Annotated in this window: 18 protein-coding genes; 7 read left to right on the forward strand and 11 right to left on the reverse strand. The window is 76.6% G+C overall.

The window, feature by feature from the left end; translation table 11 throughout:
- Positions 1-8 precede the first annotated feature (8 nt).
- From Q0848_RS13110 to Q0848_RS13120, 3 genes are all read right to left on the reverse strand, one after another.
- Positions 9-899: an alpha/beta fold hydrolase gene (locus Q0848_RS13110; protein WP_299038255.1), complete on the reverse strand. Its 891-nt coding sequence runs from the start codon at positions 897-899 to the stop codon at positions 9-11.
- 101 nt (positions 900-1,000) lie between these two features.
- Positions 1,001-1,762 carry an SDR family oxidoreductase gene (locus tag Q0848_RS13115; RefSeq protein ID WP_299038257.1) on the reverse strand — a complete coding sequence of 254 codons (762 nt, stop codon included), beginning with the start codon at positions 1,760-1,762 and terminating at the stop codon, positions 1,001-1,003.
- Between the two features lie 225 nt (positions 1,763-1,987).
- Complete coding sequence (locus Q0848_RS13120; protein WP_299038259.1) at positions 1,988-3,391, reverse strand: FAD-dependent oxidoreductase; 1,404 nt, start codon at positions 3,389-3,391, stop codon at positions 1,988-1,990.
- 190 nt (positions 3,392-3,581) lie between these two features.
- Here Q0848_RS13120 and Q0848_RS13125 point away from each other — a divergent pair, with 190 nt between their 5' ends.
- Positions 3,582-3,803, forward strand: a complete 222-nt coding sequence (locus tag Q0848_RS13125; protein ID WP_299038261.1) for a hypothetical protein — start codon at positions 3,582-3,584, stop codon at positions 3,801-3,803.
- A 137-nt stretch (positions 3,804-3,940) separates the two neighbouring features.
- Positions 3,941-5,203, forward strand: a complete 1,263-nt coding sequence (locus tag Q0848_RS13130) for an MFS transporter (protein ID WP_299038264.1) — start codon at positions 3,941-3,943, stop codon at positions 5,201-5,203.
- A 207-nt stretch (positions 5,204-5,410) separates the two neighbouring features.
- Here Q0848_RS13130 and Q0848_RS13135 read toward each other — a convergent pair whose 3' ends face one another.
- Complete coding sequence (locus Q0848_RS13135) at positions 5,411-6,148, reverse strand: DsbA family oxidoreductase (RefSeq protein ID WP_299038266.1); 738 nt, start codon at positions 6,146-6,148, stop codon at positions 5,411-5,413.
- A 120-nt stretch (positions 6,149-6,268) separates the two neighbouring features.
- Positions 6,269-7,420, reverse strand: coding sequence for an alkene reductase (locus Q0848_RS13140; RefSeq protein WP_299038267.1), 1,152 nt, complete (start codon positions 7,418-7,420; stop codon positions 6,269-6,271).
- A 173-nt stretch (positions 7,421-7,593) separates the two neighbouring features.
- On the opposite strand from Q0848_RS13140, the gene Q0848_RS13145 reads away from it, so the two are divergent.
- The 4 genes from Q0848_RS13145 (at position 7,594) to Q0848_RS13160 (ending at position 10,978) form a co-directional block, all read left to right on the forward strand.
- Positions 7,594-8,379, forward strand: a complete 786-nt coding sequence (locus tag Q0848_RS13145; RefSeq protein WP_299038269.1) for an SDR family oxidoreductase — start codon at positions 7,594-7,596, stop codon at positions 8,377-8,379.
- A 14-nt stretch (positions 8,380-8,393) separates the two neighbouring features.
- Entirely contained in the window at positions 8,394-9,425 is a 1,032-nt protein-coding gene (locus Q0848_RS13150; RefSeq protein ID WP_299038271.1) for a Gfo/Idh/MocA family protein, read from the forward strand.
- A 55-nt stretch (positions 9,426-9,480) separates the two neighbouring features.
- Positions 9,481-9,651, forward strand: coding sequence for a hypothetical protein (locus Q0848_RS13155; RefSeq protein ID WP_299038272.1), 171 nt, complete (start codon positions 9,481-9,483; stop codon positions 9,649-9,651).
- A gap of 100 nt (positions 9,652-9,751) precedes the next feature.
- Positions 9,752-10,978 (forward strand): phytanoyl-CoA dioxygenase family protein, encoded by a 1,227-nt coding sequence (locus Q0848_RS13160; protein ID WP_299038274.1) that lies wholly within the window; start codon positions 9,752-9,754, stop codon positions 10,976-10,978.
- 96 nt (positions 10,979-11,074) lie between these two features.
- Here the strand turns inward: Q0848_RS13160 and Q0848_RS13165 are convergent, their stop codons facing one another.
- From Q0848_RS13165 to Q0848_RS13190, 6 genes are all read right to left on the reverse strand, one after another.
- Positions 11,075-12,250, reverse strand: a complete 1,176-nt coding sequence (locus Q0848_RS13165) for a uroporphyrinogen-III synthase (protein ID WP_299038276.1) — start codon at positions 12,248-12,250, stop codon at positions 11,075-11,077.
- 78 nt (positions 12,251-12,328) lie between these two features.
- A complete protein-coding gene (locus Q0848_RS13170; protein WP_299038278.1) occupies positions 12,329-12,733 on the reverse strand; it encodes a Rieske (2Fe-2S) protein in 405 nt (134 codons plus the stop codon).
- Positions 12,730-15,399 carry a nitrite reductase large subunit NirB gene (nirB, locus tag Q0848_RS13175; protein WP_299038280.1) on the reverse strand — a complete coding sequence of 890 codons (2,670 nt, stop codon included), beginning with the start codon at positions 15,397-15,399 and terminating at the stop codon, positions 12,730-12,732. Before nirB ends, Q0848_RS13170 begins: the two co-directional genes overlap by 4 nt.
- Positions 15,399-15,746: a molybdopterin oxidoreductase gene (locus tag Q0848_RS13180; RefSeq protein ID WP_299038283.1), complete on the reverse strand. Its 348-nt coding sequence runs from the start codon at positions 15,744-15,746 to the stop codon at positions 15,399-15,401. The genes nirB and Q0848_RS13180 overlap by 1 nt, the downstream gene beginning before the upstream one ends.
- Positions 15,743-18,019: a molybdopterin-dependent oxidoreductase gene (locus tag Q0848_RS13185; protein WP_366146602.1), complete on the reverse strand. Its 2,277-nt coding sequence runs from the start codon at positions 18,017-18,019 to the stop codon at positions 15,743-15,745. The genes Q0848_RS13180 and Q0848_RS13185 overlap by 4 nt, the downstream gene beginning before the upstream one ends.
- Before the next feature lie 80 nt (positions 18,020-18,099).
- Positions 18,100-19,470 (reverse strand): MFS transporter, encoded by a 1,371-nt coding sequence (locus tag Q0848_RS13190; RefSeq protein ID WP_299038285.1) that lies wholly within the window; start codon positions 19,468-19,470, stop codon positions 18,100-18,102.
- 241 nt (positions 19,471-19,711) lie between these two features.
- On the opposite strand from Q0848_RS13190, the gene Q0848_RS13195 reads away from it, so the two are divergent.
- Entirely contained in the window at positions 19,712-20,323 is a 612-nt protein-coding gene (locus tag Q0848_RS13195; RefSeq protein WP_299038287.1) for a hypothetical protein, read from the forward strand.
- Positions 20,324-20,376 lie beyond the last annotated feature (53 nt).

Below are 20,376 nucleotides of genomic sequence, written 5' to 3' on the forward strand. Positions count from 1 at the left end.
CCGGCGCCTCAGCGCGCCGCGCGCTCCTCGAGCCAGGTGACGACCAGCTGGGTCACCTCGTCGCGGTTCGTCTCGTTGAGGACCTCGTGGCGCGCGCCCGGCAGGAGCGCCAGCGTGACGTCGCGCAGCCCCGCGGCGCGGTAGCGCTCCACGAGGCGCACGACGAGCTCGCCGCCCGGTCCGCCGACCGGGTCCTGGTCGCCGCTGACGACCAGCAGCGGCAGGTCCGGCCGGATGCCGGCGAGCGCCCGCGGGTCGGCCGTGCGCGGCGCCGTCGCCAGGACCCCGCCGAGGACGGCGTCCTCCGTGGCGAAGCCGCACAGGGGGTCGGCCACGTAGGCGTCCACCTCCGCCTCGTCGCGGCTGAGCCACTCGAAGCCCGTGCGGTGCGCGAAGGGCGCGTTGAACGCCGCGAGCCCGTCGGCGTCCGCGGGGAGCTGCTGCACGAGCGCGGCGAGGCCGTCGATCGCCGTGGACCCGCTGAGCACGACGCCGTCGTAGAGGTCGGACCGCTCCAGCAGCACGCTCTGCGCCGCCATCGACCCGAGCGAGTGGCCGAGGAGGAACAGCGGCAGCTCGGGGTGCTCGGCCCGCAGCGCCTCCCCGAGGCCGGCGACGTCCCCGATGAAGCCCGCGGCTCCCGCCTCGCCGAAGCTCCCGAGCGGCACCCCGTCGCCGGTGGACGCGCCGTGCCCGCGGTGGTCGACCGCGCGGACGAGGAAGCCCGCCGCCGTCAGGGACCCGGCGAGGCGGGCGTACCGGCGTCCGTGCTCGGCCAGGCCGTGCGCGACCTGCACGACGCCGCGCGGCTCCCCCGGCACGTCGTCCCAGCGGTAGGTGGCGATCGCCAGCCCGTCGCTCGGGGAGGTGAACGCGGTGGTGACGGGCTCGGTGGTCATGTCGTCCTCCGGGGCGGTGGGGCGGGGCGGGAGCTCGTCGGCATCCTGCCGCGCCGCACGCCCGAGCGCCCTGCCCTCGCCCTGCCCCTCGCGCCCGGTGCCTACGCGGGCACCCAGACGTCCAGGAGCCAGCTGTCGAACGTCGTCGGCAGCAGCAGGGCGCGCGGGCCGGGCAGCAGCACCTCCCCCGCGGCCTCGGGGCCGAAGGGGGTGCCGCGCCAGCTGGCGCGCAGGTCCAGGGGCTCGCGGCGGGCGGCGAGCGTCCGGCGGGCCATGTCCACGAGGTCCTCGGGCCGGGGGCCGGCCACCTCCAGGAGGCCGCGCGGGGGTCCGACGGCGACGCGCGCCAGCTCGACGGCGAGGTCCTGCACCGCGAGGGGCTGGAGGAGCACCGGGGGCACCAGCGCGCTGTCGCCCGTGCGGGTCAGCGCCGCGAGGTCGGCCCCGGCCTCGTGCGCGGGCGTCGCGCGGACGACCGTCGTGCGCACGGGTCCCCGGCGGGCGCGCTCCTCCTGCGCGCGCTTGCCGGCGAGCAGCGGCGGACCCGTGAGGCGGTCGACGCCGACGGCCGACAGGACGACGTGGTGCTCCACGCCCCCGCGCCGGGCCGCGGCGCCGACGCGGTCGGTGCCGGCGGCGAAGAAGCGCTCGAGGTCGCGCGGGCTGCGCGCCGACAGCCAGGACGGACCGCTGACGTCCACCACCGCGCCGCACCCCGCGAGCGCGCCGTCGAGCCCGCGCCCGGTCACGACGTCCGCCCCGGTGGAGCGCGCCACCACCACCGCGTCGTGCCCGCCGCGGCGCAGCACCTCGACCAGCGGGCGCCCGACGCGCCCCGTGCCCCCGACGACAGCCACCCTCACGACGACCTCCTCCCGGCACTCCGACGGCACATCGCCGCTCGAGGGCCCCTCTCCCCGCACTCTGTCGACACATCGCCGCTCGAGGGCCCCTCTCCCCGCACTCTGTCGGCACATCGCCGCTCGAGGGCCCCTCTCCCCGCACTCCGTCGACACCTCGCCGTCCCGGCGCTCCTGCTCCCGGCACCTCGACGCCAGATCGCCGGGGCGTCAGATCGCCGGGGGCGCCTACCGGGGACGGCTCTCCCGGGCGGCGGCGAGCAGGTCGTCCCGGCTGACCAGCTTCACGCGAGGACGACCGGCGTCGACGCCGGCGCGCAGCTCGGCGGCGTCGATGCTGCGCCAGCCGTCGAGGTCGACGACGTGCAGGCCGCCCTCGCGCAGGCGGGCCACGAGGTCGAGCGGGTCGGCGGGCGGGACGGCGCCCGCGGGCTCGTGCTCGAGGTCGGCGAGCAGGCTCGCGGTCGTGGCGCGCGCGTCCTTGCGCGTGCTCCCCACCAGGCCGACCGGGCCGGTCTTCAGCCAGCCCACCACGTAGAGGCCGGGCACCGGCTCCCCGTCGGCGGACAGGACGCGACCGGCGTCGTTCGGGACGACGCCGCGGGACTCGTCGAACGGCGCCCCGGGGACCGGCCGGCTGCGGTAGCCGACCGCGCGGTAGACGGCCTGCACGGGCAGGTCCTCCACGACGCCCGCGGCGCCGGCGTGCGCGCGGCGGGTGCGCAGCCCGGTCACGCGGCCCTCCGCCTGCCCGAGGACCTCGACGGGCGCCCGCGAGAAGTGCAGGTGCACCCGCCGCGGGGCGCCGGTCGGCGCGCGCTCGGCGAAGGACGCGAGCGCCTCCACCACCTGCCGGGCGCGCCGGTCGTGCTCCAGGTGCTCGACCGCCTCGGGCGGGAGCACGAGGTCGGCGCGGTCGACGACGACGTCCACGCCGGGCACGGAGCCGAGCTCGCGGAGCTCCAGCGGGGAGAAGCGCGCGTGCTCGGGCCCGCGGCGGCCCACCACGTGCACGTCGGTGAGCGCCGACGCCGCGAGGCCGGCGTGGACGGCGGCGGGCACCTCGGTGGCCAGCAGGTCCTCCGCGGGCCGGGCGAGCACGCGCGCGACGTCCAGCGCGACGTTCCCGACGCCGAGGACGGCGACCTCCCGGGCCGACAGGTCCCAGTCGCGGGGCGCCTCCGGGTGGCCCTGGTACCAGGCGACGAGCTCGCTGGCGCCCCAGCACCCGGGCAGGTCGACGCCGGGCAGCTCGATCGGTGCGTCCGTGCTCGAGCCGGTCGCGAGCACGACGGCGTCGTAGGCCGCCCGCAGCTCGTCGAGGGTGACGTCGCGGCCCACCTCGACGTTGGCGACGAGGCGGACGTCGGGGTGGTCGAGGACGTCGGCGAGGGTCGAGACCACGGCCTTCATCTCCGGGTGGTCGGGCGAGACGCCGTAGCGGACCAGCCCGAAGGGCACCGGCAGCCGCTCGAGGACGTCGACGCGCGCGCCGCGGGCCAGACCGGCCGCGACGAGCGACCCGGCGGTGTGGACCCCCGCCGGCCCGGAGCCCACGACCGCCACCCTCAGGGGCGGACGAGCGGGCCCGGGCGGGCCGGGGTCGGTGGCAGGTGCGGCGTCGCTGCTCACGTCGGCGATCCTGCCACCGCCGCCCCCTCAGCGGCGGGCTGCGCCGACCTCCGTGGCCGAGCGCACCGGCGACTGGAGGAGCTGGTGGGCGTGGTGCGCGGCGGCGGCACCGACGAGTCCGGCCCTCACCGACCGCAGCCGTCCGGGGGGCGTGGTTCCCACTGCCGCCGATCGGGGTGACACTGGGTGCATGGCCTCCTCCGCTCCCAAGCGCCACCTGAAGACGAGTCCTTTCGCGGAGCGCGTCGTCGCTCCCGCGGAGCACTACGAGATCGACGACCGCGTCAACCACGACGTCCACGGCCTCGGCCGCGTCGTCTCCGTCGACGGCGAGGCCCAGGCGCAGGTCACCGTCCGGTTCTCCCAGGGCCTGGTGCGCGTCAACAACAACCGGCGCCTCTTCAAGCTCTGACCCGCCCGTCCGTGCGGCACCACTCCGGCACCGACTGACCCCCCGGGGGCCTGCACGCCCGCGGTGACGACCCCGGGCCGGCGCCCGAGGCGCGCCGGCGGCGGGGCGTCGCGCGGCCGACCTCGTAGGGTCCAGCCGTGACGAGCGGGTGGCAGGACTACCGGGAGGTCCTGCGCACCGGCAGCGCGGCCCGTCCCTTCACGGCGGCGGTGGTAGCCCGCCTTCCCATCGCGATGGCGCCCTTCGGCACGCTGCTGCTCGTCGAGGAGACGCGGGGGTCCTACTTCGTCGCCGGCCTCGTCACGGCGGCCTACGCGGTCGGGGTGGGCGTCGGCTCCCCCGTCTGGGGCCGGCTGATCGACCGCCACGGCCAGGCGAGGGTCATCGCGCCGACGGTGACGGCGAGCGCCGTCCTGCTGGCCCTCTTCGCCCTGGCGACGGCCGCGCTGGCTCCGCTGCCCCTCCTGGTGGCGCTCGTGGCGGCGGCCGGCGCCACCTCCCCGCCGTTCAGCTCGGCCATGCGGATGAGCTGGCGGGTCGTGCTGCCGCCCCGGCTGTGGCGCACGGGCTACGCCCTGGACGCCTCGGCCGTCGAGGCCCTCTTCGTCGGCGGCCCACTGCTGCTCTCCGTCCTCCTCCCGCACCTGCCCCCGGCGGGTCCGCTGCTCGCGACCGCCGTCCTGCACGTGACGGGCGGCCTGCTCTACGCCGGGAGCCGTCCCGCGCGGCTGCCCCCCGAGGCCGCCGTCCCGCTCGACGGCGCCCTCGGCGCCCTGGCCGCGGACGACCCGGCGCGGCGGGCGGCGCGGGTGCTCACCCCGCCGCTGGTCGCGGTGCTCGCCGTCGGCCTCGCCATGGCCGTCTCGTTCGGCTTCGTCGACACCTCGCTGGCCGCGACCGCGCGGGAGGTGCTGCAGGACGAGGCGCGGCTGGGGGTCCTGCTCGGGTCGATCGCGAGCGGCAGCGTCATCGGGGGCCTCGCCTACGGGCTGCTGGCCCACTCACCGGCGGAGCGGCGGCGCCTGCCCGTCCTGCTCGCCGGCTTCGCCGCCGGGCTCGCCGCCCTGGCCGTCATCGTCGACGGCGGAGCCCCGCTCCACCTGACCATGCCCGTGCTGTTCGCGACGGGGCTGACCATCGCCCCGTCGCTGATCCTCCTGCAGGCGCTCGTCGACGCCCTGGCGCCGGACGGGCGCCGCGGCGAGAGCCAGGCGTGGCTGTCCACCGCCACGGTCACCGGCGGGGCCGCCGGCACGGCGATCGCCGGCCTCCTCGTCGACCGCGGCGGCCCGGCCCTCGCGCTCGGGGCGGGCTCCGGCGCGCTCGCCGTCGCCGTCGTCCTCGCGCTCACCGCCCAGCCGTCCTGGGCACGACGGGACGTCGCCGCCGCCGTCCCGTGATGAGCCGCACTCTGTCGGCACCGTGCCGCCGAGGGCACCCCTGAGGCGCACTCTGTCGACACCCTGCCGCTGAGGGGCCCCCTGAGGCGCACTGTGTCGACACAGTGCCGCCGAAGGCACTTCTCAAGCGCACTGTGTCGACACCTTGCCGCGAAGGGTGCCCCTCAGCGGCACTACGTCGACAGAGTGCCGCCGAGGGCACCTCGGTCAGATCGCGCAGCCCTCCGGGCCGCAGGCGTGGTCGGCCGCACCGGCGCCGGGGGCAGCGGCGCCGACGAGGGTGAGCGGCGAGCGCTCGTCCCACGCGCGCTGCAGCACGGCGAGCAGCTGCTCCGCCGGCTGCGCCCCGGCGACGCCGTACCGACGGTCGACGACGAAGAAGGGCACGCCCGTCGCACCCAGCGCGGCGGCCTCGGCCTCCTCGGCGCGGACGGCGTCCACGTAGCGGCCCTCGGCGAGGACGGCGCGCACCTCGTCGGCGTCCAGGCCGGCGTCGACCGCGAGGCGCACGAGGACCTCGTGGTCCCCCACGGCCTCGCCCTCGGTGAAGTACCCGCGCAGCAGGCGCTCCTTGGCGGCGTCCTGGAGGCCGCGCTCGGCCGCCAGGTGCAGCACCTGGTGCGCGTCCAGGGTGTTCGCGGCGACCGCGAGGTCGAAGCGCATCTCGACGCCGTCCGCGGCGGCGGCGGCCGTCATCGAGTCGACCATCCCCTGGCCCTGCTCGACCGAGGTGCCGTACTTGGCGGCCAGGCGACGGGCGTAGTCGCCCGGCTCGCGGGCGGCGTCACCGGGGGCCGCCGAGCGCGCCGACGGGTCGAGCTCGAAGGCCCGCCAGACCACCTCCACCTCGTCGGCGTGGGGGAAGCGCGCGAGCGCCTCCTCGAGCCGGCGCTTGCCGATGTAGCACCACGGGCACACGACGTCGGACCAGACCTCAACCTGCATGCCCGCTCCAACACCGCGGCGCCGCACCGGCTTCCCGGTGCCCGACGCGCCTGGCCCCCGCCGGGCCGGACGCACGACGGCCCCGCCCCCGGCGAGGGGGCGGGGCCGTCGGAGGGTGGGTCAGGCGGACAGGCGCGGGTAGTCCGTGTAGCCCTCGGCGCCCGTGCCGTAGAAGGTCGACGCGTTCGGCTCGTTCTCCGGCGCGCCGGCCTGCCAGCGCTCGACGAGGTCGGGGTTGGCGATGAGGGGGCGCCCCACCGCCACCGCGTCCGCGAGGCCCGAGGCGACGAGGTGGCCCGCCTCGTCGCGCGTCGTCGCGGTGCTGAAGCCGCTGTTGGCCATGAGCGGGGCGCCCGAGCGGCCGCGCAGGTCGGCGACGAGGTCGTCGGCCGGGTCGGCGCGCAGCACGCTGACGTAGGCCAGGCCGAGCGGGGCGATGCCGTCCATGAGCGCGCCGTAGGTGGCCGCGACGTCCTCGGCGTCCTCCTCGAGGACGTCCTGGATCCCGTGGGCGGGCGAGATGCGGATGCCCACGCGTCCGGCCCCGATCTCGGCGGCGACGGCCGTGGCGATCTCCACGCCCAGGCGGGCGCGGGCCTGGGGGCTGCCGCCGTAGGCGTCGGTGCGCGTGTTCGACACCGGGGAGAGGAACTCGTGCAGGAGGTACCCGTTGGCGCTGTGCAGCTCGACGCCGTCCAGGCCCGCGTCGACCACGCGGCGGGCTGCGGCGACGTGGTCGGCCACGACCTGGCGGACCTCGTCCGTCGTCAGCGCGTGCGGCTCGTCGTAGGGCAGCTTCCCCTGCGCCGTGTGCGCCTCGCCGGAGAGCCGGATGGCGCTGGGCGCCACGACGCGCTCGGTGCCCGTGACCGCGGTGTGCGCCACGCGCCCCCCGTGCATGACCTGCATGACGACCAGCCCGCCGCGCTCGTGCACGGCGTCGGCGACCCGGCGCCAGCCGGCGACCTGCTCGTCCGTGACGATGCCCGGCTGGCCGGGGTACGTGCGGCTGTCCTGCGTCGGGTAGGTGCCCTCGGTGACGATGAGCCCCGCGCTCGCGCGCTGCGCGTAGTGCTCGACGACGAGGTCGCCGGGGACGCCGGACTCCCCGGAGCGGGTGCGGGTCAGCGGCGCCATGGCGACGCGGTTGCGCAGGTGCAGGTCGCCGAGGTCCACGGGCGTGAACAGGCTGCGGACCTCGTCGGAGACGCCCGGGGCGCCGGGACCGGTGCTCTGGGCGGGGACCGGGGAGGTGGTCGTCGTGGAGTCCATGGGTGCTGCCTCTCGCTGAGCGGCCCGGCGCGGGCGCCGGGGTGTCGGCAGCCGCAACCGCCGACCGGGGGCGGGTGTTCCAGCGCTCACGCAGTCGCGGCCCCGGCGGTCGCAGGAGCAGGGAGGACGAGCGCGCGGGCGCGGGCAGGACGAGCGCGGGGAGGATGGGCGGCATGGGGCTGCTGGAGCGACGGGTCGTGCTGGTCAGCGGCGGCACGCAGGGGGTGGGCGCCGGCGTCGCGCGGGCCGCCGCGCGCGAGGGCGCCGACGTCGTGGTGACCGGGCGCCGGCCCGAGGTCGGCGAGGCCCTGGTCGCGGAGCTGCGCGGGCTCCTCGCCGAGGGCCGGGCCGCGCACTACGTGGCGGCCGACGTCGCCGACGTCGCGAGCGCGCAGGCGTCCGTGGCCGCCGTGGTCGAGCGCTTCGGCCGGGTGGACGGCCTCGTCAACGCCGCCGGGCTCACCAGCCGCGGCACGCTGCTCGACACGACGCCCGAGCTGTTCGACGCCCACGTCGCGGTGAACCTCCGCGGGCCGTTCTTCCTCATGCAGGCGGCCGTCGCCGACATGGTGCGCCGCGGGGAGCCCGGCGCCGTCGTCAACGTCACGAGCACCTCGGCGCACGGCGGCCAGCCGTACCTGGCCCCCTACGTCGCCGCCAAGGCCGGTCTCGCGGGCGTCACGCGCAACGCCGCGCACGCCCACCGCTTCGACCGGGTGCGGATCAACGCGCTGAACATCGGCTGGACCGACACCGAGGGCGAGGACGCGACCCAGCGCGTCTTCCACGGCGCCGGCGACGACTGGCGCGAGCGGGCCGCGCAGCAGCTGCCGATGGGCAGGCTCGGGCAGGTGGACGAGATCGCCGACGTGGTCGTGCTGCTGCTGTCCGACCGCAGCGGCGTCGTCACCGGCTCCGTCATCGACTGGGACCAGAACGTCCTCGGCGGCATGGACTGATCCAGGATGGCGCCATGAGCGACGCCCCGACCCCCACGACCGACCGGCTGCGCCTCGGCGTCCTCGGTGCCGCGCGCATCACCGAGGAGGCGCTCACCGAGCCGGCGCGGCGCACCGGGCACCGGCTCGTCGCCGTCGCCGCGCGCGACCGCGGGCGCGCCGAGGAGCTGGCCGAGCGGGCGGGGGTCGAGCGGGTGCTCGACACCTACGAGGAGGTCCTCGCCGACCCCGAGGTGGAGGTCGTCTACGACCCGACGCCCAACGCGCTCCACGGCGTCTGGAACCTCGCCGCGGTCCGCGCCGGCAAGCACGTCCTCACCGAGAAGCCCGCCGCCGCCTGCGCCGCCGACGCGCGCGTCGTCGCCGCTGCGGCCGCGGAGGCGGGCGTCCACGTCGTCGAGGCGTTCCACCACCTGCACCACCCCGTGCACCGCCGGCTGGTCGAGCTGCTGGCCTCCGGGGAGCTCGGCGAGCTGCAGCGCGTCGAGGTGGACGTGCTCGTGCCCCCTCCGGGCGACGGCGACCCCCGCTGGTCGCTCGAGCTCGGCGGCGGCGCCCTCATGGACCTCGGGTGCTACGGCCTGCGGACCCTGCGCGCGCTCGCGCCGCTGGTCGGCGGCGACCCGGTCGTCACGGGCGCCCGCGCCGTCGAGCACCCCGCCTTCCCCGGCGTCGACGCCGAGCTCGTCGCCGACCTGGCGCTGCCCTCGGGCGCCACCGCGGTCGTGCGCAGCCTCATGGGCGGCGACGAGGTGCGCTTCTCCGCGCGCCTCGTCGGCAGCCGCGGCGAGGCCCTCGCGCCGTGCTTCATCAAGCCGCAGTGGGACGACCGCGTCGTCGTCCGCACCGGCGACGGCGAGCGCACCGAGCACCTCGGCACGCGGTCCTCCTACGACCACCAGCTCGACGCGCTGGCGCGCCTGCTGCGCGGCGCGGCAGCGCAGGACGACCCCGACCTCGGCCCCGAGGACGCCGTGGCGACGATGGAGCTCGTCGACTCCTGCTACGAGGCAGCAGGTCTCGGGCCGCGACCCGCCGTGCTCTGACCGTGAGCACGGCCCGGGTGCTGGCGAGGGTGGCGCCGGCCTCACGGCCGCCGGGGTGGTGTCTCGCGGCGCGGCGCTCGGACTGATCGCGCTCACCGCAGAGGAGGGCGGCGGGGCCAGCACCGGCGGGGGTCTGCTCCTCGTGCTCGGCGCCCTCCTCGTCGTCGCGGGTGCCGCCGTGGGGATGGCGGCCCCCGTGGCGGGCGCCCTTGATCGACGTCCCTGAGCCGCGCCGCGACGCGCCCGGCCGGCGCGGACTACCGTCCGGGCGTGCTCGCGCGGTCGCGGGCGCCGCCAGCGAGGACGCACGCGAGAGGACTCGACCCATGAGCGCTCCCACCACGACGTCGACGCCCGCCCCGTCCGCGGGAGGGCGTGGGCCCGTCTGGTTCACCCCGCAGGACTGCCGGCTCGAGGACTTCCGCGCCCTCGTCGAGGTGACGACCGACCTGGAGCAGTACCCGTGCGCCGAGGCGCTCGAGCAGGGCGTCCTCGTCTACGGGCCGGGCCTGGCCGAGCGGGCGGGCACGCAGGAGGGCCGCCGCGAGGTGCAGGCCGAGCTGGCGCGAGCGCTGTCCGCGGGGCCCGGCATCGTGGTCTTCCGCGGCGCACTGGCCCCCGACGTCGTCGACCGCGCCACCGCCGTCTTCGAGGCCATGATCGCCGACCAGAGGGCCGCCGGCGTCCAGGGCGGCGACCACTTCGCCAAGCCCGGCGCCAACGACCGCGTGTGGGGCGCCGCCGACAAGCTCGCCGTGCGCGCCCCCGAGGTCTTCGCCGAGTACTACGCGAGCGACGTGCTCGCGCTCGTCTGCGAGGCGTGGCTCGGCCGCGGCTACCAGGTGACGTCGCAGGTCAACGTGGTGAACCCCGGCGGCCAGGCGCAGACGGCGCACCGCGACTACCACCTGGGCTTCATGTCGCAGGACCAGGCGCTCGCCTACCCCGCGCACGTGCACGCGCTCTCCCCGCTCCTGACGCTGCAGGGCGCCGTCGCCCACTGCGACATGCCGGTCGAGACGGGGCCGACGCTCTACCTGCCGCACTCGCACAAGCACCCGGCCGGCTACGTGGCGTTCCACCAGCCCGAGTTCCGGGCGTACTTCGACGACCACCACGTGCAGCTCCCGCTGGCGAAGGGCGACGCGGCGTTCTTCAACCCGGCGCTCTTCCACGGCGCCGGCACCAACCGGACCGCCGACGTGCGCCGCACGGCCAACCTGCTGCAGGTCTCCTCGGCCTTCGGGCGCGCGATGGAGTCGGTGGACCGCACGGCGATGAGCGAGGCCCTCTTCCCCGTCCTGGCCCGACGCTGGGCCGAGGGCGACGACGAGCGCGCGCTGCGCAACGTCGTCGCGGCCTCGGCCGAGGGCTACTCCTTCCCCACCGACCTCGACGCCGACCAGCCGGTCGGCGGGACGGCCCCGCAGACCCAGGCCGAGCTGGTGGTCCAGGCCCTCGACGAGGGCTGGGACGCCCAGCGCCTCACCGACGCCCTGCGCGCCCAGGAGAGCCGACGCCGCCCGCACGTGCGCACGTCCTCCACCGCCTGACGCCTCTCCGCCCCATCTCCTGCCCCTGCCCCCGCCCCGGCCCTGCGGCACGACGTCGACCGGGGCGGACCGCGCCGTGCTGGGACGCGGGTCCGCTCAGGCGGTCGCGAGGCAGTAGCCGCGCTTGACGACCGTCCTGACGACGCCGTCCGGCAGGACGGCGCGCACCCGCCCGACGGCGACGTCCACGGCGTGGTCGCCCTCGGCCGAGGGCAGGGCGGCGAGCAGCTCGGCGCGGGGCACCACGCCACCGCCGGCCGCGGCCAGCCGGGCGAGGACGGCGAGCGGCCCGGGCGCGAGCTCGACCACGCGCCCGTCGAGGACGACGGCGCGGGCTCGCACGACGAGCTCTCCGGCACTGGTGGCCACCCGGGCGCGCGGCTCGGTCGCGAGGTGCTGGGAGAGCTCGCGCATCAGCGCCCCGAGGCGCCACCTCGCGGGCACGAGGGGCTCCACGCCGGCGGCGCGCAGCGGCGCCGCGGTGACGTCACCCACCGCGCAGGCGAGCACGCCCCCCTCGCCGGCGCCCGGCCGCCCCGCGACCATCGCCGCGACGACCTCCTCGCGGAGCCCGCGCGCGGCCGCGGCGTCGAGCAGGGCGACGGCCGCCGGGGCGGCCGTGAAGGTGAGGGCGTCCAGCGTCCGCGCCACGACGGCGTCCACGAGCCGGTCGACGGCGGCCGGGTCCCGCGGGGCGCGCCAGTGGTAGGGCGTCACCGTGCGCACCCGGGCTCCGGCGGCCACGAGCGGCTCGAGCTCCTCCGCGCCCGCGGCGCCGTGCATCTGCACCAGCACGGAGCGGCCCGCCACGCCCTCGGCGACGAGGTGCTGGACGGCCTCCGCCGTCTGCTCGCTCGCCGCGGTCCAGTGCTCGGGGAGGCCCGCCGCGCGCAGCGCCCCGCGCGCCTTGGGGCCGCGGGCCACGACGTGGGCTCCCCGCAGGGAGGCGAGGAGGTCCTCGGCCAGGCCCGCGGCCTCCGCCGCCTCCACCCAGGCGCGCATCCCGATGCCCGTGGTGACGAGCAGCACCTCGGGCGGGTCCGCGACGGCCGCGCGCGTGTCCGCGAGCAGGTCCTCGTCCTCGGTCACCGGCACGATGCGCATCGTCGGGGCGTGGACGACCTGCGCGCCCCGGCGCGTGAAGGTGCCGATGAGCTCGTCCGACCGCCGGTCGCTCGTCACCCCGATCGTCACCCCCAGCAGCTGGGCGCGGTCGAGCTCGCGCACCGCGGGGCCGCCGTCGACGGGTGCGGGGGTCGTGGGGCTGGTCATGGCGGTCCTCCGGCGTCGGTGCGCGGCGGCCGGGGCCCGCCGCGCTCGGCGTGCCCGGCCATGATGTCCCGCTCCGTGCTACAGCCGTGTTGCGCGCCGTGTCCCGGGGCCACCGGGGGCCGCCCACCTACCCGCGAGCCGCACGACGACCCGGCCGTCCTCGACCACCGCCTCGTGCCGGGCGAGGTCTCGCTGCCCGCTGCACGAGCGGCCCGTGCTCAGCTCGAACACGTTGAGGTGCAGGGGGCACACGACGACGCGGTCGTCCATCTGCCCGTCGGCGATCGGCCCGCCGGCGTGCGGGCAGACGGCGTCCAGGGCCGACAGGCGCCCGTCGCGGTGGCGGAACACGGCCACCTGCCGGCCGTCCACGACCACGGCGCGCCCCTCCCCCACGGCGAAGTCCTCGAGCGGGCCGACGTCGACGCCCGCCGCGGGCTCGGCCGTCACCACGCCGCCGCCCCCGCTGGTCGTGGCGCTCACGCCGGCGCCCCGGCCGCGACGGGCGTCGCCGCGGAGCTCGAGTGCGCGTCGGCCTGCATCCCGCCGGGGGCGCCCATGGGCCGCGAGGGCACCAGCGGCAGGGGCAGCAGGGGCAGCGCGGTGCGGAACTGGCCCGGCGTCCGCGGCTCCTCCCCCTCCGCCCACGGGTCGCGGTAGGCGGCCACGGCCTCCTCCATCTCGGCGTCCAGCTGCGCCACCAGGCCGTCGGAGTCCTCCAGCAGCACCTTCTGGAGCCGCTCGATCCCCAGCCGCGGCACGAAGTCGTAGGTGCGCTCCAGCCAGTTGCCCCAGACCCGGTAGAACTGGATGAACCTGCCCACCAGGGTGAGGACCTCCTCCGGCGAGGAGACGGTGGCCAGCAGGTCGGCCTTGCGCACGCTCGCCCCGGCGGCGCCCCCGACGTAGACCTCCCAGCGCCCCGATCCCACCGCGACGACGCCGATGTCCTTGACGTAGGCCTCCGCGCAGTTGCGGGGGCACCCCACGACGCCGAGCTTGAGCTTGGCCGGGGTCTCCAGCCCCTGGAAGCGCGTCTCGAGGTCGATGCCGAGCTGGGTGGAGTCCCCGAGGCCGAAGCGGCAGAAGTCCGTGCCGACGCAGGTCTTCACCGTGCGCGTGCTCTTGCCGTAGGCGTACCCGGACGGCATGCCGAGGTCCTTCCAGACCTCCGGCAGGTCCTCCTTCGTGATGCCGAGGAGCGCGATGCGCTGCCCGCCGGTCACCTTCACCATGCCGACGTCGTACTTCTCGGCGACGTCGGCGATCGTGCGCAGCTGGGCCGGCGTCGTCACCCCGCCCTTCATCTGCGGGACCACGGAGAAGGTGCCGTCGCGCTGGATGTTGGCGTGGACGCGGTCGTTGATGAAGCGACCTCCGCGCTCGTCCACGAAGTCGTCCGCCCACAGCGTCCGCAGCAGCGACGTCAGCCCCATGGTGCTCTTGGCGTCGTGCTCGCCGCCGGGCGCCAGGGCCTCGAAGACGGCCGAGACGCTCAGGAGACGGCGCTCGCGGATCTGGGCGACGAGCTCGTCCTTGCGGAGCGGCACGCCGGGCACGTACCAGTGCACCGACGGGTCCTCGGTGAGCGCGCCGTCGGCGGCCAGCTCGACCACCTGGCCGACGAGGCTCTTGCACGAGCCGCAGCCCTTGCCGGCGCGGGTGGCGTCCATGACGCCCTTGACGCTCGTGCAGCCCCCCTCGACGGCCGAGACGATGTCGCCCTTGGTGACCCCGTTGCAGTTGCAGACCTGGGAGTCGTCGGGCAGGTCCGCGGCGCCCTTCGCCTCGTCGCCGTCGCCGTCGCCGAGGTCGAACAGCAGGCGCAGCCGCTCCGCGGGCAGCGGGAGCTGGCGGTCGAAGGCCTGCTGCAGCACGGGGGTCTTGCGGACGTCACCGAGCAGGGTGGCCCCGACCAGGCGGTCCTCCCGGACCACCACGGACTGGTAGACGCCCCGCGCGGAGTCCGAGAAGACGACGAGCTCGTCCCCGGCGCGCTCGGGCTCGGACAGCCCCATCGACGTGACGTCGACGCCGGCCACCTTGAGCTTCGTGCACGTCCGCGAGCCGTGGTACTCCGCCGTCGGGTCGGCGCCGGTGAGGACGTCGGCGAGCACGCTCGCCTGCTCCCACAGCGGCGCCACCAGGCCGTAGACGACGCCGCGGTGCTGCACGCACTCGCCCACCGCGTACACGCCGTCGGGTGCGCCGCCGCCGCCCTCGGCGACGCCGGAGTCGACGCAGCGCATCTGGTCGTCGACGACGATCGCGCGCTCCACCGTCAGGCCCGCGTGCAGCGCCAGCTCGGAGTTGGGCGTGATGCCCGCCGTCAGCACGACCATGTCCGCCTCGACGTGCGTGCCGTCGGTCAGCACGACCCCCGTGGCCCGCTCCGCACCGGTCACCGCCGTGGTGCGGGTGCCGGTGTGGACGGTGACGCCGAGGTCCTCGATGGACCCGCGCAGCACCGCTCCCCCGGCGGCGTCGAGCTGCTGGTTCATCAGGTGCGCCGCGGAGTGGACGACGGTCACGTCCAGGCCGTGGGCGCGCAGCCCGTACGCGGCCTCCAGGCCGAGCAGACCTCCGCCGACGACGACCGCCCGCTGGTGCGCCTTCGCGTCGGCGAGCATCGCCCGGGTGTCGTCGAGCCCGCGGAAGCCCGTGACGCCCGGCAGCAGGCTGCCGTCCTCGCGCCGCACCCCGTCCATCGGCGGGATGCGCGGGGAGCTGCCCGTCGCCAGCAGCAGGACGTCGTAGGGGGTCACGGCGCCCGAGGCGTCGACGACCTCCTTGGCGTGGACGTCGACCGACGTCACCCGGACGCCGCAGCGCAGGTCGATGCCGTTCTCGGAGTACCACTCCCGCGGGTTGAGGAGGATGCCGGACTCGTCGTCCTCGCCCGCGAGGACGTGGCTGAGCATGATCCGGTTGTAGTTGCCGTAGGGCTCGTCGCCGAAGACGGTGATGTCGAACAGCTCCCCGCCGCCGCGCTCGAGCAGCTCCTCGAGGGTGCGGGCGCCGGCCATGCCGTTGCCCACGACGACGAGGCGCCGCCTCCCGCTCGTGCCGCCGCGTCGGGGGGCGGGGACCTCGGCCGCCGCCGGCTCCGCCGTCCGCTGGCTGGCGCTCGTGTCCACCGGGGCGGCCATCAGACCTCCACCAGCCCCAGGTCGACGACGACCGAGCCGCTGACGCCCTCGGGGGCGGCGACCTGGAGCTCGATCGACTCCCCCGACTCCACGTCCTCCACGACGCGCAGCGGCACGTGCACGTCGCTGCGGGCCCCGATCGGGAAGTACCGCATGGGCACGCCGTCGCGCAGGAGCACCGCGACGACGAGCTCGCCGGAGGAGTTGCCCCCGCGGAAGTAGAGGACCTGGGCGCGGGCGCCGTCGGGCACGACGTAGGTGAGCGCGGCGTCCAGGGGCGAGGGCTTCTCCAGGCCAGAGCCCGCGAAGGCGTGGACGCCCTGCAGGAAGCGGAAGGTGGAGCTCATCGGTGTCCTCCGTCGGTGGTGCCCGTGGTGCTGGCGGTAGGGGTGCTGGCGGTGGAGGTGCTGGCGGGAGCGGTGCTCGCTGTGGTGGTGGGTGAGGGACTGCCCGGTGGCTCCGGGTCGGCCCAGAGGTCGAGGTCGTCGGGCCCGCCGGCGCGCTCGAGCCGGACGGCGCAGGCCTTGAAGTCCGGCATCCGCGACGTCGGGTCCAGGCGCGCGTCGGTGAGGGCGTTGGCCCCCGACCTCCCCGCCCAGTGGAAGGGGACGAAGACCGTGCCCCGCACGACGCCGGTGGTCACCCGCGCCCGGAAGACCGCTCTGCCACGCCGGGTCTCGAGCGCGACGAGGTCGCCGTCGGCGACGCCGTGCCGGGCGGCGACGTCCGGGTGCATCTCGGCGCGCGCGTCCGGGTCGGTGAGCAGCAGCTGGCGCACGCGCCGGGTCTGGGCGCCGGACTGGTACTGGCTCGTGGTCCGCCCCGTCGTCAGGACGTAGGGGAAGGAGCGGTCCGGCTGCTCGCTGCGGGGCCGGAAGTCCACGCGCACGAAGCGCGCCCGGCCGTCCGGCGTGGGGAAGCGGTCGAGGAACATCCGCGGCGTCCCGGGGTGCGCGGGCTCGCCCTCGGGCGTCGCGGGGCACGGCCAGAAGACGCCCTGCTCGGCGTCCAGGCGCTCGTAGGTGATGCCGGAGTAGTCCGCCCGGCCCCCGGCGCTGGCGCGCCCGAGCTCGGCGAAGACCTCCTGGGGATCCGTGGGGAAGCCGCGCTCCACGCCGAGGCGGTCCGCCAGCGCGCGCAGGATGCCGAGGTCGTCCAGGACGCCGGCCGGAGGATCGATCGCGCTGCGCCGCAGGATGACCCGCCCCTCGAGGTTGGTCATCGTGCCGCCCTCCTCGGCCCACTGCGCCGTCGGCAGCACCACGTCGGCGAGAGCCGCCGTCTCGGAGAGGAAGAAGTCGGCGACGACGAGCGTGTCCAGCGCCGCGAGCCGGGCGCGGACGCGCCCCGAGTCCGGCGCGGAGACGGCGATGTTGGACGCGAGGACGAGCAGTGTGCGCACCCCGCCGTCCGTGCCGCAACGGTCGAGCATCTCGAAGGCCGACAGGCCCGGGGACGGCAGGTCGTCGGGGTCGACGCCCCAGACCCCGGCGACGTGGGCGCGGGCCGCCGGGTCGGCGAGCATCCGGTAGCCCGGCAGCTGGTCGGCCTTCAGGCCGTGCTCGCGCCCGCCCTGGCCGTTGCCCTGGCCCGTCGTCGTCCCGAAGCCGGAGCCGGGGCGCCCCGGGAGCCCCAGCGCGAGAGCCAGGTTGGAGAAGCCGAGCACGGCGTCGGTGCCGCCCGCGTGCTGCTCGGCGCCGCGGGCCGTGAGCACGACGGCCCTGCTCGCCGCCGCCAGCAGGTGGACGGCGCGCTCGAGGTCGGGCACCGGGACGCCGGTGGTGCGCTCGACCCGGTCGGGCCACCAGCCGTTCGCGGCGGCGACCGCGGAGTCGTGACCCAGGGTGCGCTCGGCGACGTAGGCGTCGTCGACGAGCCCGTCGCGCCGGGCGACGTGCAGCATCCCGAGCGCGAGCGCCAGGTCGGTGCCCGGGACGGGGGCCAGGTGCAGCGCGGCGCCGGCCGCGGTGGCGCTGCGCCGCGGGTCGACGACGACGAGAGACGCACCGCGGGAGCGGGCCTCGTCGAGGTGCTGCATGGCCGGGGGCATGGTGGCGGCCGGGTTCCCGCCCACGACCATCAGGGCGTCGGCCCGCGCCAGGTCCTCGAGCGGGAACGGGAGCCCGCGGTCGACGCCGTACGCCTGGTTGAGCGCGCCGGCGGCCGAGGACATGCAGAAGCGGCCGTTGTAGTCGACCGCCGACGTCCGCAGCACCACGCGGGCGAACTTGCCCAGGGCGTAGGCCTTCTCGTTGGTCATGCCCCCGCCGCCGAAGCAGCCGACGGCGTCGCGGCCGTACCGCTCCTGGCTGCTGCGGATCCCGTCGACGACGCGCTCCAGCGCCTCCTCCCACGACGCCGGGCGCAGCGCGCTGCCACGGTCGCCGGGGACCTCACGGACGAGGGGGGTGAGCAGGCGGTCGGGGTGGTCGAGCAGCTCGGCCGCCGTCCAGCCCTTCGAGCACAGGCCGCCGCGGTTGGTCGGGAAGTCGTCCGGCTCGAGCTCGGCCGGGCGCTCCCCGGCGGTGAGGCGGATGCCGCACTGCAGCGAGCAGTACGGGCAGTGGGTGCGCGTGGTGCGACGGCCCCCACCGGCGCGGGGCGCGCCTCCCGCCCCCACGACCGGCAGGAGCGGTCGCGGGGCGGAGGACGGCGCGGAGGGACCTGTGCGCTGGACCTCGCGGGTGGGGGCCGTCACGGTCAGATCCGCTCGCTCGTGCCGAGGGCGCCGCGACGGGCGTAGACGGCGGCGGTCAGCGCGACGCAGAGGACGTAGAAGGCGGTGAAGGCCCACAGCGCCGGCTGCAGGGAGCCGAAGGCGGTGGAGCTCTCCGCGAAGCCGCGGTTGATGAGGAAGCCGCCGTAGGCGCCGATGCCCGCGGCGATGCCGATGCAGGCCGCCGTGACGCGCTTGGCGTAGCGCAGGGCCTCGACGTCGCCGCTCGCCACGGTGCGCCGGAAGACCGCCGGGATCATCCGGTAGACCGAGCCGTTGCCGACGCCGCTGGCGACGAAGAGCACCATGAAGGCGACGAAGAAGAGCGGCAGGCTGCTCATCCGCAGCGCGGCGACCGCCATCACCGCGCCGACCGCCAGCACCGCGAAGGCGGCGACGGTCACCCGCGCCCCGCCGACGCGGTCGGAGAGCCGGCCGCCCCAGGGCCGCACCAGGGACCCGATGAGGGCGCCGAGGAAGGCGATGCTCAGGGTCACCTCCGGGAACTGGCTCTTCAGCAGCGTGGGGAACGCCGCGGCGTAGCCGATGAAGGAGCCGAAGGTGCCGATGTAGAGGAACGAGATGAGCCAGGTGTGCCGGTCGCGCAGCGCGACGCGCCAGGCGGCGGTGTCGGACTGCGCGTCCGACAGGTTGTCCATGAAGCGCCAGGCGCCGAGGGCGGCCAGCACCACCAGGGGGACCAGGAACAGCGCCGGGCGGGCGGTGGTGGCGGCGACGCCCGCGACGATGACGAAGGGCACGACGGCCTGGACCACCGCGACCCCGATGTTGCCGCCGGCGGCGTTGAGGCCGAGAGCCGCGCCCTTCTCCTTCTCCGGGAAGAAGAAGGCGATGTTGCTCATCGAGGAGGCGAAGTTCCCGCCGCCGAAGCCCGCGGTCGCCGCGATGAGCAGCATCGCCCAGAACGGGGTCTGCGGGTTGTGGGCCACGTACGCCAGTCCCGCGCAGGGGACCACGAGCAGCAGCGCCGAGATGATCGTCCAGTTGCGGCCGCCGAAGCGCCCGACCGCGAAGGAGTACGGGAAGCGGAGGGTGGCGCCGACCAGCACCGGGACCGCGGTCAGCCACAGCTGCTGGTCGAGCGTGATCGCGTAGCCGGCCGCCACGAGCACCGGCGTGGCGATCGACCACAGCTGCCAGACGGTGAAGCCGAGGAACTCCGCCGCGATGGACCACCACAGGTTGCGGCGCGCCATGCGGCGGCCGCCGCCCCCGGACCACTGCGCCGCGTCCTCGGGGTCGAAGCGGTCCACCCACCGACCCGGTCGGGGGGCGTCGATCGTCCCGACGGGGCCGCGTGGCTCGCGGTCGGTCTCCTGCGTCTGCAGCGCCATGCGCGGTCTCCTCCTCCTCGGCCGTCCGGGGACCGGGGCGAGCGCCTCGGCACCCGGCCCCGGCGCCAGTGGGGAGGACGCTAGGAACACCGTGTTGCGCGGGAGTCGCGCTGTGTGACGTCGGCGCGAACTCCCCCTCACAGCGACCGCGGCCGGGCGAGAGGTCGGCGGACGAGGGGCGAGCGGCCCGTGCCGCGCTCAGGGCCCGGGCACGTCGGAGGACGCCGCTAGCGTCGTCGCCATGCGCTCTCCGCTGACCTTCGACCAGTTCACGCAGCTCGCCGAGCGCGCCTCGACGCCCGAGGGCGCACTGGCCGGCGCCGCCACGCTGCTGGCGTGGGCCGAGGCGCCCCACCCGGACGACGACGTCAGCCCCCGCGAGCTGATCGCCATGGCCGGCAACCTCCGCGGGGCGGGCGGGGACGCCGAGGGGGGCGTGGAGCTGCTGCAGCGGGCCCTGTCCACCGAGGGCGAGGCGTGGGCCGACCCGCGCGGCGACCTCCACCACCTGCTCGTCGCCGCGGGGCGGGACGAGGAGGCGCAGGCGGTGGCCGAGGAGCTGCGCCGCGAGAAGCCGACCCCGGCGCAGGCCCTGCGCGACGTCGCCACGACCCTGTGGGACCGGGGCCGGCTGACCGAGGCTCACCGCTGGTACACGCTCGCGGCCTCCCGCGTGCTGCGCGAGGCCGAGGACGGCTCCACCCCGCCCGGCATGGACGCCCTGCCGGGGCTGCTCGCCGACCGCGCCGAGATCCGCGTCGAGCTGGACCTCCCCACCGACGAGCTGGACGAGCTGGGCAGCCAGATCGACCTCGACGGCGAGGACGACCTCGACGCCGACGACCTCCTCTGACGCACCGCAGCCGCGGTCGCCCGGGGCGACCGCGGCTGCGGTGGAGACGTCTG

This window comes from uncultured Pseudokineococcus sp., from assembly GCF_947495735.1.
Classification (GTDB): Bacteria; Actinomycetota; Actinomycetes; order Actinomycetales; family Quadrisphaeraceae; genus Pseudokineococcus.